This is a genomic window from Alphaproteobacteria bacterium (assembly GCA_030740435.1).
In the GTDB taxonomy this organism is placed as follows: domain Bacteria; phylum Pseudomonadota; class Alphaproteobacteria; order UBA2966; family UBA2966.
In genome coordinates this window covers 11757-27524 of record JASLXG010000162.1, presented here as the reverse complement: position 1 = coordinate 27524, position 15768 = coordinate 11757, and the positions used below count along the sequence as shown (strand labels likewise).

15 protein-coding genes are annotated in these 15768 nt (G+C 64.1%); 3 read left to right on the top strand and 12 right to left on the bottom strand.

What is annotated here, in order from left to right; all coding sequences use genetic code 11:
* The first annotated feature begins 596 nt into the window (after positions 1-596).
* The 3 genes from QGG75_16540 (at position 597) to QGG75_16530 (ending at position 3805) form a co-directional block, all read left to right on the top strand.
* Positions 597-2477: a tetratricopeptide repeat protein gene (locus tag QGG75_16540; GenBank protein MDP6068842.1), complete on the top strand. Its 1881-nt coding sequence runs from the start codon at positions 597-599 to the stop codon at positions 2475-2477.
* A gap of 200 nt (positions 2478-2677) precedes the next feature.
* Complete coding sequence (locus QGG75_16535; GenBank protein ID MDP6068841.1) at positions 2678-3166, top strand: CHAT domain-containing protein; 489 nt, start codon at positions 2678-2680, stop codon at positions 3164-3166.
* Between the two features lie 174 nt (positions 3167-3340).
* A complete protein-coding gene (locus QGG75_16530) occupies positions 3341-3805 on the top strand; it encodes a DUF995 domain-containing protein (GenBank protein MDP6068840.1) in 465 nt (154 codons plus the stop codon).
* Positions 3806-3996: 191 nt separating this feature from the next.
* Here QGG75_16530 and parC read toward each other — a convergent pair whose 3' ends face one another.
* The 12 genes from parC to QGG75_16470 form a co-directional block, all read right to left on the bottom strand.
* Positions 3997-6219 carry a DNA topoisomerase IV subunit A gene (gene parC, locus QGG75_16525; protein MDP6068839.1) on the bottom strand — a complete coding sequence of 741 codons (2223 nt, stop codon included), beginning with the start codon at positions 6217-6219 and terminating at the stop codon, positions 3997-3999.
* Positions 6216-6986 carry a DNA repair protein RecO gene (gene recO / locus QGG75_16520; GenBank protein MDP6068838.1) on the bottom strand — a complete coding sequence of 257 codons (771 nt, stop codon included), beginning with the start codon at positions 6984-6986 and terminating at the stop codon, positions 6216-6218. Before recO ends, parC begins: the two co-directional genes overlap by 4 nt.
* A gap of 8 nt (positions 6987-6994) precedes the next feature.
* Entirely contained in the window at positions 6995-7918 is a 924-nt protein-coding gene (era, locus tag QGG75_16515; protein MDP6068837.1) for a GTPase Era, read from the bottom strand.
* The gene (gene rnc / locus QGG75_16510) at positions 7911-8612 is read right to left on the bottom strand and encodes a ribonuclease III (GenBank protein ID MDP6068836.1); all 702 of its coding nucleotides are present in this window, start codon (positions 8610-8612) and stop codon (positions 7911-7913) included. The genes era and rnc overlap by 8 nt, the downstream gene beginning before the upstream one ends.
* Entirely contained in the window at positions 8612-9412 is an 801-nt protein-coding gene (lepB, locus tag QGG75_16505) for a signal peptidase I (protein MDP6068835.1), read from the bottom strand. Before lepB ends, rnc begins: the two co-directional genes overlap by 1 nt.
* Before the next feature lie 45 nt (positions 9413-9457).
* Positions 9458-9862, bottom strand: coding sequence for a holo-ACP synthase (gene acpS / locus QGG75_16500; protein ID MDP6068834.1), 405 nt, complete (start codon positions 9860-9862; stop codon positions 9458-9460).
* A gap of 20 nt (positions 9863-9882) precedes the next feature.
* Complete coding sequence (locus QGG75_16495; GenBank protein ID MDP6068833.1) at positions 9883-10626, bottom strand: pyridoxine 5'-phosphate synthase; 744 nt, start codon at positions 10624-10626, stop codon at positions 9883-9885.
* Positions 10623-11213, bottom strand: a complete 591-nt coding sequence (locus QGG75_16490) for a DUF2062 domain-containing protein (GenBank protein MDP6068832.1) — start codon at positions 11211-11213, stop codon at positions 10623-10625. The genes QGG75_16495 and QGG75_16490 overlap by 4 nt, the downstream gene beginning before the upstream one ends.
* Positions 11214-11220: 7 nt before the next feature.
* Positions 11221-11808, bottom strand: coding sequence for an orotate phosphoribosyltransferase (gene pyrE, locus QGG75_16485; GenBank protein MDP6068831.1), 588 nt, complete (start codon positions 11806-11808; stop codon positions 11221-11223).
* A gap of 146 nt (positions 11809-11954) precedes the next feature.
* Positions 11955-12260, bottom strand: coding sequence for a GFA family protein (locus QGG75_16480; protein MDP6068830.1), 306 nt, complete (start codon positions 12258-12260; stop codon positions 11955-11957).
* A gap of 31 nt (positions 12261-12291) precedes the next feature.
* Entirely contained in the window at positions 12292-13521 is a 1230-nt protein-coding gene (locus QGG75_16475) for a PLP-dependent aminotransferase family protein (GenBank protein MDP6068829.1), read from the bottom strand.
* A 19-nt stretch (positions 13522-13540) separates the two neighbouring features.
* Positions 13541-15691, bottom strand: a complete 2151-nt coding sequence (locus QGG75_16470; protein ID MDP6068828.1) for a bifunctional (p)ppGpp synthetase/guanosine-3',5'-bis(diphosphate) 3'-pyrophosphohydrolase — start codon at positions 15689-15691, stop codon at positions 13541-13543.
* Positions 15692-15768 lie beyond the last annotated feature (77 nt).

The following is a 15768-nucleotide window of genomic DNA, read 5'->3' as shown; positions in this document are numbered from 1 at the left end:
TTCTCTCCGGGTCACGGCCTGCGTCGCCCCCAGGTGATGCGATCCGGAAGGAAAAGGCTGAAGATCGTAGCGGGACTATGTTCTTCAGTCTTTTCCGTAGCGGACGCGCGGCTGGGGGCGACCCTTCGGGCGGCGCTGTCGCACCGACAGGGTGCATAGCTGTGCTTACCCGATGTCCCAACATCGCGCGGCGCCGCGTTCCTACCCTGTCGGCGCGACAGCGCCGCGCAGGCCATGACCCGGTGAGAAATGCGGGCTAGGGGAGGGACATCGGCTCGGCAACCCCCGCGGGATGGAGAGGACTTGCTGGTGGCGGAAGACGGGGTATTCCCACGCTAGAGCCGCAGGGGTTTGGCTGGTCGCCGTTTTCAAGTCCGCTTCCCCCATGATTACAGTCCTGCCGGGAGCCGGTCCGATTCGTCACGATTAGCCATGAACGGACACCCACGACAGCATAAGCAAACCTCAAGACGGGATAACTGGAGGCCCAATTATCTTTGCAACCATGGGCTCAATATGGTTCCATAGAAAGCAGAAAATTTGGTCTGCGCGTCCCTATTGCTCTCTCTTAGCCTTTTCTGATCAGGGCGGGACACATGTCCAAGGTAGTGTTGTGGGCGATGGCGATGATGGCCCTGCCGGTGTTACTGGCTGGCTGTCAGACCGAAAGAGCTGTATCCCTCGACGAAGCGAAGCAGATCAGCGCCAGTTTCGAAGGCACGTCCTTCACGCCACCGCCACGGACCATTTCGGACATTACCGCTGTCCTCGACGCTCAAGACCCTGATTCTGAGACTATCGCAGGCCGCTTGGAGATCGCCAACGCGCAACCACCAGAGGGCGTGTCTCCCCCCGAATTGGTTTCCTTCTATCTCAAGCGAGAACGAGCAGCGCGAGATTTGGGGCGGGCCGAGCAGCAAGTTCAGGATTTGCAAAAAGCGTTGGAGCATATGGATAGTCAGGGCGCGTTGCATGGCGCGGGCGGTGCCGAGCAGCGTTCGGATGCACTCATGAACCTTGGCTGGGCCCAGTTATATTTGGGGCGCTACCAAAATAGCGTTCGATCGTTTCAGAAGGGTAGCGAAGCGTTTCCAAGTGCGGCAATCATCGGCGGCCAAGTCTACACCAACGCCTGGGCGGGCAACATCGAGGAAGCGCGAAAATTAAAGGCCAAGGCCGTCAATATGGAGCAAGGCGTTTGGCGTAGAATTTTTGATGTTTGGCTCGAACAAGCCATTCTCGAAGCGGAAGGTCGCTGGGTAGATATGGAGCCGGTGGTTCGTTCAGCCATCGATCATATCGTGGGGATCCGATTTTCCGATGGGGATGAAGAGATTACTTGGCAGATCGAAATTCGTAATATTCTCCCCCGCAATCTGGTCAATCAGGGTCGAATAGTGGAGGCAGAGATCGAAGCCCGGGATGTTCTTGATTTCGCCCTCAAAAAAGTTGGCAAATTCCATTTTCGAACAGTCGATGCCATTCGTGAACTTGCCCGTGCAGTAAGTGCCCAGGGCCGACACAAAGAGGCCATCATCTTGTTGGATGAAGGGCTTCATATCCTTGACAAGATTGGTATGAGGCAGGACTCGAACGCAGTGGGCAGCACACGCCATGCGATGGCGCATGCCTTCCTGGAACTCCGGGATTGGAAGAGTGCCTGGGAGCAGGTGCGCCTCACACGCGAGGGGATGAAGGATAGCCCACAACAGTATGAACTTTGGTTTGCCAACGACGTTACCGTTCCCGCATCGATGATTCAGGTTGGAATTTTGGATGAAGCCCTTGAACTTACCGATCGGACGTTGAAACGCCGGCAAGAAAATCTTGGAAAAAAACACTTCTTCACCGCCCAGACTCAGGCGCTTTACGCAATGTCACTGGCAAAGTCCGAACGCCGATTGGAAGCGGTCGCAGCTTTCAAGAAGGCGCTGCCCATTCTCGTGACTCGGTCACGGGTTGCGAATGGAACGGAGGCGAGATCTCAAGGTTGGTTCATGAAGTTGGTCTTCGAGTCTTATCTCGACCTGCTGAGCGACATTGATGCTGCGGGTGAGGCAGCGACCGCCGGCGTTGATCCGGCCGCTGAGGCTTTCGTTATTGCCGATCGCGCACGAAGCCGGGCAGTACAGGCGGCGTTGGCGGCAACCGCGACCAGGGCGGCAGCACGTGATCCTGATCTCGCGGATCTGGTGCGTCGTGAACAAGATCTCCAAAAACAGATCAACGCACACTTCGGGACGCTTGCGAAAATGGTCTCCCTTCCCCCGGATCAACAGGATCCCAAATCCGTGGAGACTTTGCGAGAACGAATCGACACACTTCACGGCGCACGGGCAGCGCTGATGGAAGTGCAGGAGAGGCGGTTCCCCGAAATATCCCAACTCATCAACCCCAAGCCGCTGACCATCGAGGAGACGCGCTCCTTTTTGCGTCGTGGCGAGGCGTTGATTGCTACCTACGTGACTGACAAATGAACCTATGTTTGGGCGGTTCCCAGGCAAGGAAAGATAGCTTTCGCTGCCGTCGACATTGGACGTAAGGATCTGTCAGACCAAGTGGCGCAGTTGCGCCGAGCCTTGGAACCCACAGTGGCGACGCTGGGCGACATCCCAGAGTTCGACGTGGCCACGGCCTATGCGCTCCATGAGAAATTGCTTGGCCCCGTGAAATCCGGATGGTGGAACGCCAAGAGCTTGTTGGTGGTGGCGCATGGACCTTTGGGCTATCTGCCGCTGTCGGTGTTGCCGACGAAACCCGTGCGATTGGCGGCGGAAAGGGGATGGATCTATCAAGGATCGCGGTTCTGGCATTTGCCACTCATGGGCTGGTTCCAGGAGATCTCAATGGTTTGTTGCAGCCAGCATTGGCGCTCTCCTCACCGAAAGTGACAGGAAGCAAGGACGACGGCCTCCTGACCATGGGCGAAATTCTCGGCCTGAAGCTGGATGCCGATTGGGTCGTGTTGTCTGCTTGCAATACGGGTTCCGACGAAGGTGCCGGAGCGGAAGCGGTGTCCGGCCTGGGTCGGGCTTTCTTCTATGCCGGCACGCGGGCGCTGTTGGTTTCCAATTGGCCGGTCGAGACGACCTCTGCGAAAACCTTGACGACGGACTTGTTTCGACGCCACGCCAAAACCCGACGCTCGGCCGGTTCGAGGCTCTGAGACGCGCGATGATCGGGCTCATGGATGTTGGTGGTTTCGTCGATCCGGAAACGGGTTTGACCACATTCTCATACGCGCATCCTCTCTTTTGGGCGCCGTTCTCATTGATCGGCGATGGAGGCGGCTGACCCTGTTTGAATGGGACCCAGCCAGACAAATAGTTGGGAGACGGAAATGACACTTTCAAAAGCGATACTCTTTGGTTTGACGTTGATTGCGAGCACAATTCTTGGCGTTCAAATTACCTTCGCTTCGGCATGGTCAGATTGTGAAATCGTGACGGGCGTACCGGTGCCCAGCAAGAAGAATGCGCTCACTTCATCAGATGTAAAGAAATTGCTGTCCGGGAAAACAATGAAATGGACCTACGGAGCAGGCTATTACGCACCTGACGGCACCTTAGAGTTTGTTTGGAAAGGCAATAGTGGCTCAGGTTGGTGGCGCGTTGTAGAAGGTGGCGTTGACTGTCTCAAAGTTCCAGATTGGTGGGGAAACGAGGAAAAGTGTGATTTTCGCAATTACCGTGTTGGAGAAAATATCGTGATTGTCAATGTCAAGACGGTGAGTAGCACGACGGATTTCCAGAAACCCAAGTCCAAATCACCGGGCTGCTACAAGGAGGGAAAAAACCTCCAATAGCGTCTAATAATCGTTGTGACCTGGGGTGACGTCGGCAACAAGGTGGCCATAGCTAAAGTCCGCTACGGATCAATCGCGTCGATTTGGGCCTGCTGCCGGCGCACCTGCGCTACCTCCAGCAAGGGACTCCCGAGCGGCGAAAGCGGAAGTCATGGCCGGCCATACGAGGCCAGCACCGGCACCACTTTCCCTCAGCTAAACCGATTGGCCCGCGAGAACCCCTTCGGCGGCAGCCTGCCCGCGGCGCCGCGTTTGCCCAGCCAGGCCAGCAAGTCCGTCTCGGTCCGCGTGCGCTCGCCGCTGCGCCAGCTCAGGCCGTCCGACTTGGTGAAGGCCTGGGCGTCGTTGAGGCCACCCTGTTTGTAGCGCTGCAAGGTCACGCCGCGGCCCCGCGTCATGGTCGGGATGTCGTCCAGCGGGATGATCAGGAGCTTCCGATTCTCGCCGATCAACGCCAAGGAATCGGCACCTTCGGGCACCACGGCACAGACCCGGGCCTCGATGTCGCCACGAACGTTGAGGACCTGCTTGCCGCTCCGCGTCTGGGCGATTGTGGCGTCTTCTTCCACAACAAATCCGCGGCCGTCGGAGGCGGCCACCAGCAGGCGCCGGCCGGGGCGGTGGAGGCGAAGCTCGACGATGTCCTCGTCGTTGCCCAGATCGAGCATCAGACGCACCGGCTCGCCGTGGCCGCGGCCGCGCGGGATGCGGTCGCAGGGGATGGTGTAGAAGCGGCCGTTGGTGGCGAAAAGCACCAGCTTGTCGGTGGTTTCGGCGGCAATCCAAAACCGCCCGCGGTCGCCTTCCTTGTATTTGGCCTCGCTGCTCTCCTCGACGTGGCCCTTGAGCGCCCGCAGCCAGCCCTTTTCCGAACAGATTATGGTGATGGGTTCGCGCTCGACCATGGCCTCAGGCGGCACCTCGGCCAGCGTCGGGGCCTCGGCCAGGCGGGTGCGGCGGGCACCGAGCGGGGTTTTCTCGCCGAATTGCTTTTTGCTCTCGCGGATCTCGGCGGCGATGGCTTGCCAGCGGCTTTTCTCGTTCTTCAAGAGCGCCCGAATTTCCTTGGCCTCAGCGCCCAGCGCCGCGTGTTCGCCGCGAATGCCCTCTTCCTCGAGACGGCGCAAACGGCGCAGCCGCATGTCGAGGATGGCATCGGCCTGGAGCTCGGTGAGCTCGAAGGCCGCCATCAACTCGGACTTGGGCTCGTCCTCCTCGCGCACGATGCGGATGACCTCGTCGAGGTTGAGGTAAACGACCAGATAGCCGGCGAGGATCTCGAGACGGCGTTCGATGGTGGCCAGGCGGTGCTTGGAGCCGCGCACCAGCACCTCGTGGCGATGCTCGAGAAAGACCCTGAGTGCCGCGCGCAGATCCATCACCCCGGGACGGCCGGCGGCGTCGAGTACGTTCATGTTGAGTGAAATGCGCACCTCGAGGTCGCTCAGCCGGAAGAGCTGCTCCATGAGCATTTCAGGATCGACGCTGCGGCTGCGGGGCTCCAGCACGAGCCGCACGGTTTCCGCCGATTCGTCGCGCACGTCGGCCAGCATGGGCAGCTTGCGTTCGTTTATCAGGTCGGCGAGCTTCTCGATCAGGCGGCCTTTCTGGACCTGGTAGGGAATCTCGTCGACGACGATCTGGTACTGGCCGTGTTTCTGTTTCTCGAGGAGCCAGTTGGCCCGCAGGCGAAAGCTGCCGCGGCCCGTGCGGTAGGTCTCGACGACGTTGTCGGCGGGCTCGACCAGCACACCGCCGGTGGGGAAATCTGGGCCCGGCACGAATTCGCAGAGCTTGGCCGCCGTGGCCCGGGGGAACTTGATGAGGTGCAAGAGCGCGGCGCACAACTCGCCCGCATTGTGCGGCGGGATCGAGGTCGCCATGCCCACGGCGATGCCGCTGGCGCCGTTGGCCAAAAGGTTGGGAAAGCGCGCCGGCAGCACCACGGGTTCGCTGTCCTCGCCGTCGTAGGTGTCGCGAAAATCGACGGTGTCGTCGTCGAGGCCGGCCAGCAAGGCCTCGGCCACGGCGGTCAGGCGGGCCTCGGTGTAGCGCATGGCGGCGGCGTTATCGCCGTCTATGTTGCCGAAGTTGCCCTGGCCGTCGACCAGGGGGTAGCGCTGGGCGAAGTCCTGGGCCAGGCGCACCATGGCGTCGTAGACCGACTGGTCGCCGTGGGGGTGGTATTTGCCCATCACGTCGCCGACCACGCGGGCGCACTTCTTGAAGCCCTTGTCGGGATCGAGGCGCAATTGCCGCATGGCCCACATCAGGCGGCGCTGCACCGGCTTGAGGCCGTCGCGCACGTCGGGTAGCGAGCGCGAGGTGATGGTCGAAAGTGCGTAGGCCAGATAGCGCTGGCTCAGGGCGTCCCCTAGCGGGGTCTCGTGGATGGTTTCGGTATGGGCGTTCATTTGCCCGAATTTACACCAGATCTAGTGGTTGGGCGAGCAAAACGTTCTAGAAGTCGTGTCCGGGCCGCCGGCAGCTCCAGGCCGTGGGGACGCAGGACGTTGTGTTCGAGGAAGTGCCCCGTGAGCCGGAGACCGGCTTCGATTTCAGCCCGGGGGTCGTTGTTCCCGTCGTCACCGGCACCGTTGCCGAGCAAAAACCCAGGCAATCGCAGCAGCCGGTCGCGGTAGTCCCCGGCGCCCGCCTCGCTCACCGCCCGGCCGCTGCGGGGCGAGACGAAGGCCAAGTTTTCGACCCCTCCGGTAACGGCGCAACTGGCCAAGTCGAGCCCGTATCCAAGCTCGGCCAGCAACCCGAGCTCCCAGCGCACGTAGACGTAAGGCCAAACCTCTCCGCCCTGCTCCAAGGCCTCCAACAGCGACCGGGTGGCGGCGTAGCTGGCCTCGTGGGGCTCGCGTTCGGGCAGCGTCAGCTCGGCCACGGCAGAGGCCGCGGCCAGCCCGGCCAAGCGCTCGGCGTCGTCCAGCAGCGCCGCCGCCCGGGCCTTGGCCAGCTCGACGGTATAGTTTCCCAGATGCTCGGCCAGGCGCGCCCGCCATTCGGCCCGGACCTCGTTGCCGGGCTGCAAGACGCCCCGCATGCGCCTGCCCACGCCGCCCCGCACCAGGCCGGCATGGCGGCCGTGCCGGCGGGTGAGCAAGTGCACGATGGCCGCCGTCTCGCCGTGCTTGCGGGCACTGAGCACAATGCCGTCGTCAGCCCAATCCATTTAGTACTTCACTCCGGGAACTCGAGGCCCATGGCCTGGTAGCGCTCGGGGTCGTCGAGCCAGTTCTCGCGCACCTTGACGAAGAGGAAAAGGTGGACGCGGCGCTCATAGGCCTCCTCGAGCTGGCGGCGCGCCGCCTCGCCCACCGCCTTGATGCGGCTGCCACCGCGGCCCAGCACGATGCCCTTGTGGTTCTGACGGGTGACGTAGATGACTTGTTCGATGCGCACGCTGCCGTCTTTTTGTTCGTGCCAGCCCTCGACCTCGACGGTCAGGGCATAGGGCAGCTCCTGGTGCAATTGCAGGAAAAGCTGCTCGCGCGTCACCTCGGCCGCCAAAAAGCGCAGCGGCACGTCGGCCAACTGGTCCTCGGGATAGAGCCAGGGCCCCAGCGGCACGGCATCCGCCAGGTGGCGGCGCAGATCGTCGACGCCGTCTCCGGCCAGGGCCGAGATCATGAAGGTGTCGCTGAAGACGCCGCTTTCCATCAGGCGCTCGACCCGGGGCAGCAGCGCCCGGCGCTCGACGAGGTCGATCTTGTTCAGCGCCAGGACGGCGCGCCGGCCCTCGCGCTCGAGACCCTCGATGATGTGCTCGGTGTCGTCGCCCCGCGCCGCCGGCGGGCGCTGGGCGTCGACCAGCAGGACGCAGAGGTCGGCGTCGGAGGCGCCGGACCAGGCCGCCGCCACCATGGCGCGCTCGAGGCGGCGTTTGGCCGCGAAGATGCCCGGCGTGTCGACGAAGACGAGCTGTGAGGCGGCCTCCAGCGCGATGCCGACGAGGCGGGCCCGGGTGGTCTGGACCTTGGGCGTGACGATGGCCAGCTTGCTGCCCACCAGGGCGTTCAGCAGCGTCGACTTGCCGGCATTGGGGGCGCCCAAGAGCGCCACGAAACCACAGCGTTTTTGGCTGCTCGCGCCGCCTTCAATCATCGGCGTCCTCTCCTGGGCCTTCGAGCACGGCCAGCAGGGCCGCCGCCGCCGCCTGTTCGGCGTTGCGCTTGGAGGAGCCGCAGCCCCGGGCCGGCGCGAACTCGGCCAACGACACCTCGATGGTGAACTGCGGCAAATGGGCCGGACCGGTCTGTTCGACCACGCTATAGCTGGGCGGCTCCAGGCCCCGGGCATGGCCCCATTCCTGCAGGCTCGTCTTGGCATCCTTGGGCGCCTTGGTCAGGGCCGCCATGCGGGGCTCCCAGTAGCGCCCGATGAAATCCGCCGCCGCCGTCAGGCCGCCATCCAGATAAAGCGCCGCGATCACCGCCTCGCAGGCGTTGGCCAGGATGGCCGGCTTGTCGCGGCCGCCGCTTTCGACCTCGCTGCGGGCCAGCTTGAGGTGATCGCCCAGCCCCACCTCGTGAGCCACCTCGGCCAGGGTCTCGCGCCGCACCAGGTCGTTGAAGCGGCGCGCCAGGTGGCCGGCGTCGGCCTCGCCAAAGCGGGCCAGCAGGCGCTCGGCGACGACCAGGCCGAGCACCCGGTCGCCGAGGAACTCCAGGCGGTCGTAGTCGCGGCTGCCCTGGCCGGAACGGATGGAGGGATGGGTGAGCGCCTCGTCGAGCAGCTCGGGGGCGGCAAATTCGTGCCCCAGCGCCTGGTTCAGCTCGGCCTGGGCGGCCTTGCCCATCAGTCGGTCAGCGAGTTGAACAGGCGCCCGAAGCGGGTCGCCGCGGGCCAGCGCCAGATTTCCCAGAAGCGGGCCGAGCCGTCGGTCGAGAAGAACAGCACCTCGGCCCGGCCCACCAGATTCTCGGCCGGCACGAAGCCGACGCCGCCCTGCGTCACGGCTACCCGGCTGTCGAGTGAATTGTCGCGGTTGTCGCCCATGGCGAAATAGAAACCGGGCGGCACGCTGTAGACCAGGGTGTTGTCGTGCTCGCCGTCGATGACCAGGTCGATGGTGGCGTAGCTGGTGCCGTTGGGCATGGTCTCGCGGTACTGCGGCACGCGATAGACGTGGCCCAGACTGTTACTGTAGACGAAGTCAGCGATGCGCTGGCGCTCGATCGCCTTGCCGTTGATCCAGAGTGTGCCCCGGCGCATCTGGATCTTGTCGCCGGGCAAGCCCACGATGCGTTTGATGTAGTCGGTGGAATTGTCGCGCGGCAGCTTGAAAACGGCGATGTCGCCACGCTTGGGTTGGCCGGCCATGAGGCGCCCGGAAAAAATCGGCGGCGAGAAGGGCAGCGAGTGCCGGCTGTAGCCGTAGGAGTACTTGGAGACAAACAGGTAATCGCCCACCAGCAGCGTCGGCAGCATGGATTCGGAGGGGATGTTGAAGGGCTCGAAGGCCAGCGTGCGGATCACCACGGCGATCAGCACGGCATAGACGATGGTGCGGACGGATTCGCCGATGCCGCCTTTTTTTTCCTCGGCAAGCTCCGCCTCGGCCGCTTCGCTGTCGTTCCTATTTTTAAACCAAAACATTAATAATATAACCCAATAGCTTGATATATATTCATTTTTTTTCAATCAATTCCCGCGGGGCTCGGCCGAGATCAGCACGATGGCCTGGGCCAGCGGCGGCTCGTCGGTGATGGTGAGCTCGATATGGGCCTCCATGCCGTCGGGCGTGAGCTCGCGAAGGCGCCTGAGCGCACCGCCCGTGAGCTGCATGACGGGCTTTCCCGACGGCAGGTTGTCGGTTTGCAGGTCGCGCCAAAAGACACCCCGGCGAAAGCCCGTGCCCAGGGCCTTGGCGCAGGCTTCCTTGGCCGCGAAGCGGCCGGCATAGGCCTCGGCCCGCTTGACACGGCGCTCGCACCTTTGGCGCTCCAGCGCGGTGAAAATGCGCTCGGTGAAGCGCTCTCCGAAGCGCTCCAAGGTGCGCTCGATGCGGTCGATGTTGATCAGGTCGCTGCCCATGCCGATGACCACGGAAAAATCCTGGCTCCGCCCTAGGCGGAGAGTTCCGCGCGGGCCTGGTCCATCAGCGCCCGCATGCGCCGGATGCTCGAATCGAGTCCGCCGAAGATGGCCTCGCCGACCAGGAAATGGCCGATGTTGAGCTCGACCACGTTGGGAATGGCGGCCACCGGAAGCACGCTCTCGAAGCTCAGGCCGTGGCCGGCGTGGCATTCCAGGCCGAGCTCCAGGCAGGCCCGGGCGCCCTCGCGCAGGCGCTGGAGCTCCAACTCCTGCTCGGCACCCTCGGCGTCGCAATAGGCCCCGGTATGCAACTCGACCACCGGCGCTCCCACCGCCTTGGCCGCCGCCAACTGATGGCGGTCGGGGTCGATGAACAGCGAGACCCGGCAGCCGGCCTGGGCCAGCCTGCCCACGTAGGCTTCCAGGTGGGCCTGGGCGCCGGCCACGTCGAGGCCGCCTTCGGTGGTCACCTCCTGGCGCTTTTCCGGCACGATGCAGACGGCATGGGGCTGGTGCCTGAGCGCCACCTCGAGCATTTCGCCGGTGGCCGCCATCTCCAGGTTCAGCGGCAGCTCGATCTCGGCCGTCAGGCGCTGGATGTCGTCGTCCGAGATGTGGCGCCGGTCCTCGCGCAGATGCGCCGTGATGCCGTCGGCCCCGGCCTCGGCCGCCAGCTTTGCTGCCCGCACCGGGTCGGGATGGCGGCCGCCGCGGGCATTGCGGATGGTGGCGACGTGGTCGATGTTGACGCCAAGCCTCAAGCGATGGTTCATGGCTGCGCTCCGTTCTCGAATTCCCCCGGCAGCTGTTCCTCAGAGGCTTTGGGCCGCCGGATACCGGCCAGCCGCGTCCGCCGCAGGCGCTGGTAGCGCTCTATACCATACCAGGCGGGAAAAAAGGTCATCAGCCAGAAGGCCGCCCCCACCGGCACGCCGCCGATCAGCAGCGGCACGAAGACATCGACGAAATTCTCCCACAGGAAGCGCCAGGAGATCTCCTCGGGCATGTCGAGCTGCCCTTCCCAGCCCAGAAGGACGACGCCGACGTTGTAGACCAGCACCCAGATGAAGGGAAACGAATAGGGGTTGCCGGCCGCCGTGCCGATGGCCGAGGCCAGCAGGTTGGCCCGGATGATCCAGGCGAAGATGGCAGCCATGATGAAATGGCAGCCCAGAAAGGGCGTGAACGAGACGGCGACGCCACAGGCCAGCCCGGCGGCGATGGAATAGGGCGTGCCCGGCATGCGCACGATGCGGTACCAGAAGTACTTGCCGGCCCGGCGCCAGCCGGCGCTGGGCCAGACCAGCTCCCGGGCGTGCTGGGTCTTGGTGCGGGGCTGGCGGCGGCGAAAGACGGTCACGCGGCTCTCAAACCAGATTCCGGCTGCCCGGCTTGACCGCCGGCAGGGCGGCCAGCTCGGGCGGCAGCGCCTCGGCGGCATAGGCCGGTACCGCCAGGCCCAGCAGCGAGATCAGCGGCAGCCCCAAATCGACGGCACCGTCCGAGCGATCGATCAGGCAGCTGGCAGCCACCACAGTGCCGCCGGCGGCCCCGATGGCGGCGATGCATTCGCGCGACGACTTGCCCGTGGTCACCACGTCCTCGGCCATCAGCACGCGGACCCCAGGGTCCAGTTCGAAACCGCGGCGGAGTTCGAACTCGCCTTCGACGCGTTCCGTGAAGATGGCCGGCACACCCAACTGGCGGCCCATCTCGTAGCCCACCACGACACCGCCCATGGCCGGCGACACCACCAGATCGAGGGCACCTTCGCCAAGCTTTGCCACCACCTTGTCGGCCAAGGCACGGCAGAGCTCGGCAGCGCGCTCGGGATGCATCAACACCTTGGCACACTGGATGTAGGCCGAACTGTGCAGCCCCGAGGAAAGCAGAAAATGCCCCTCGAGCAAGGCGCCCGTGGCGCGAAAATGCTGCAGTACCTGATCGGCGCTCAACGGCACGGGCGGCTCTCCTGATCGGCGGACCCGTCTGTTTGCCACATATTCGGCGCTGCGCCTAGGGCACGTCAGGATCTACCCCGGCCTTTCTCGTAGGCCGGCAATCCGGGCTCGATCATCGACCAGGAAACGGCGGAGCCATGCTAACTTTGATAGCCCGGTTGGACCAGCGCCGGATCATCCAGGGCGCCTGCCTTCAGGTAGACCAAGTCGGGATGCCTGGGCGAGGAGGTGTAAAGCGGCGAGCCACATTCGGGACAAAAGTGCCGCGCGAGCTCGTTGCCGCTGTCGGCCCGCTTGGTAAACTCTTTTGGTTGGCCGGAAACCACCTCGAAAGAGGCGGTTTCGAAGGCCACACCGACGTTGAAGGCGCTGCCCGTACAGCGGCGGCAATCTTGGCAATGGCAGTAGGCGGCCGCCCCCACCTTTCCGCCATAGGCAAACCTCACCGCCCCGCACAAGCAACCTCCGGTGATTTTCTCAGACATCGCGCGCCACGTTGGCGCTGCGCTCAGGCACGCCGAACTCGCGGTGGCAGATCTCGGCCAGGCGGGCGACGCCGTCGCGGATGCTGTCCTCGGAGGGGTTGGCAAAGCAGAGCCGCAGCCGGCGGCGCCCGGCCGCGGCGTCGGCCATCCACTCGGCGCCGGGATTGAGGGCCACGCCCTCGGCCAGGGCCGCCTGGGCCAGCTGGTTGGTGTCGACCTCGTCGGGCAGCGTGATCCAGATGAAGATGCCGCCCAAGGGCGCTGTGAACTCGGCCGTGGCGCCGAACTGTTCCTCCAGCGCCGCCATGATGGTGTCGCACTTGCCGCGCAGCGTGTGCTGCAAGGCCGCGACGTGGTTGTCGAACCTGTCACCGGCGTATTCCGCCAGCACCATCTGCTCCAGGGCGCCCGTGCCGCCGTCGGTCTTGAGCGGCAAGAGCCGGCTCATGACCGGCCAGTCGGCGACGATGTAGCCCAGGCGCAGCGCCGGCGCGATGGATTTCGAGAACGAGCCGCAGTAGATCACCTGGCCGCCTCCGTCGTCGAGCGCCCGGATGGCCGGCGGCCGCGGGCCTTGCCACAAGAGGTCGGCGTAGCAGTCGTCCTCGAAGACCGGTACGTCGTGCGCCCGCGCCAATTCCAGCAGCGCCTGGCGGCGCTCGAGGCTCATCACCGTGCCGGTGGGGTTTTGCACCGTCGGGATGGTGTAGATGAATTTGGCTTTTTGCTTCCTGCCCTCGAGTTCCTCGAGCACCTGGGCCAAGGCCTCGGGACGCATACCGTCCTGATCGAGATCGACGCCGACGTAAGCAACGCCAAGCTTTCTCAGCCGCATCAAAGCACCGCCATAGGTCGCCGCCTCGACGATCACGGTATCGCCGGGCTCGAGCAGCAGCGCGTTGACCAGTTCGAGTGCCTGCAAGGATCCCGAGGTGATGAGAATCTCGTCGGCCGAACAGGCGAGGCCGGCCCGGGCCTTGAGCTTGGCCGCCACGAATTCCCGCAACGCACGGTACCCCTGGGGGCCGCTTTCGAGCCCGTAGGTGGCCAGCGTGGCTCCCTCGCGCGACAGCACCTGGTGCGCCGCAGCGGCCAGGTCGGCAACCGGAACACCGGCCACGTCGTTGTGGCCGCCGACGAAGTTGTATTCGGGAAAAGCGCTCCAGCGCTGGGCCGGCGGCGGCAGGTCGGGGCGCAAAAAGGCCGAGAAATCGAAGCTCATGCGGAAAAGTCTCCCAAAATCAACCTCGGGCGCGCTCGACCGAGCTGATGGCGGCGCTGGCACGCAATGCGGCGATAATGTTGGTCAGGTGCTTGACGTCTTGCACCTCGATGTCGACCAGCATCTCGAAGAAATCGGTCGAGCGGTCGACGATCTTGAGGTTGGAAATATTGCCGTGGTTGTTGGCGATCACCGAGGCCAGGGTGGAGAGCGAGCCAGGCTCGTTCATCAGCACCGTCTCGATGCGCGCCACGTGGACGTCCGGGGTCTCGTCGTCGACGTTCCAGGATACGTCGAGCCAGCGCTCGGGGGTGTCGTTGAACTGGGCCAGGGTCTCGCAGTCGATGGTATGAATGGTGACGCCCTTGCCGGTGGTGATGATGCCGACGATGCGGTCGCCCGGCAGCGCATGGCAACAGCCCGCGAAGTGCACCGCCATGCCCGGTATCAGCCCGCGGATGGGCACCGCGGCGTCGCCGCCGCGGCGCGGTTTGCCGCGCGGCCGAATTCGCGACAACAGCTTGCCCGCCCGGGCCTTGACGGTCTGATCGGGAAAGACCGCGGAGATCACCCGTGAAGCCGGCAGCTCGCCGCGCCCGACGGCGGCGCAGATGTCGTCGCTGCCGCGCAACTTCAGGGCCTCGGCGACGGCGGCCAGCTTTTTCTCGCCATATTGCTCGCCGCGCTCGCGGAAGGCTTTTTTCAGCATGGCCTGGCCGAGATCGAGGTATTGCGAACGTTGCTGCTTGCGGATGAAGCGGCGCACCGCCGAGCGGGCCTTGCCGGTGATGGCGAACTTCTCCCAGGTCGGCGAGGGCGCCCGCACATTGGAGCGCACGATCTCGACCTGATCGCCGTTGGCAAGCCGCGTGCGCAGCGGCACCATACGGCCGTTGATGCGGGCCCCGGCACAGGTATCGCCGACCTCGGTATGCACGGCGTAGGCGAAATCGACCGGCGTGGCGCCGCGCGGCAGCGCAATCAGGGTGCCCTTGGGGGTGAAGCAGAAAACCTGATCCAGGAACATCTCGAGCTTGGTGTGTTCGAGAAATTCCTCGGGATTGGAAGCATTATCCAGGATCTCCAGCAACTCCCGCAGCCAGCGGTACTGGCTGCCATCGGCCATTTCGCCGCTTTGCTTGTAGATCCAGTGGGCGGCGACGCCAAGTTCGGCCACCTCGTGCATGTCACGGGTGCGGATCTGGATCTCGATGCGCTGCTGTTCGGGGCCGATGACGGCGGTATGAAGGGACTGGTAGCCGTTGCGCTTGGGCGTCGAGATGTAGTCCTTGAAGGATCCCGGCACCATCGAATAGCGGCCGTGCACCACGCCCAGCACGCGGTAGCAGTCTTCCATGGTCTCGACCTGGATGCGGAAGGCCATGATGTCGGAAAGCTGCTCGAAGCTGACGTTCTTGCGCTCCATCTTGCGCCAGATCGAAAAGACCCGCTTTTCGCGCCCCAGCACCTGGGCCTTGATCATGTCCGCGGCCAAGGTGCGGCGCAGCTCGTCGGTCACCCGGCCGACCAGGTCGCCGCCCTGGTGGCGCAGGAATTCGAGCCTCGAGTCTATGGATTCCCGCGCTTCAGGATTGAGCACGGCGAAGGACAGGTCCTCGAGCTCGTCCTTGATGTTTTGCATGCCGATGCGCTCGGCCAGCGGGGCATAGATCTCCATGGTCTCGGAAGCGATGCGCCGGCGCTTGTCGGGATTGCGCACGAAGGAAAGCGTGCGCATGTTGTGCAGCCGGTCGGCCAGCTTGACCAGCAGCACGCGGATGTCGTTCGACATCGCCAGCACCAGCTTGCGGAAGTTCTCGGCCTGCTGGTTGCGGTTGCCCGAGGCCATCTCGAGCTGCGACAGCTTGGTCACGCCGTCGACCAGGCGGGCGATTTCGTCGCCGAACTTGCCCTCTATTTCCTCCACCGTGGCCAGCGTGTCCTCGACCGTGTCGTGAAGCAGCGCCGTGGCGATGGTCGTCCAGTCGAGCTTGAGGTCGGTCAGAATGCCGGCCACCTCGAGGGGATGGCAGAAATAGGGATCGCCCGATTCACGGATTTGTGATCCGTGCGCTTTCATGGAGAAAACGTAGGCCCGGTTCAAGAGGTCCTCGTTCGTGGCCATGTCATAGCCACGCACTTTTTCCACCAGTTCGTATTGCCGGATCATGACCGCCGCCACCAGACGGAATGACCGACGGAGAAGCCAGCGACGACGCCGTCAGCCGCTGCCCTTGCGTTCTGTGC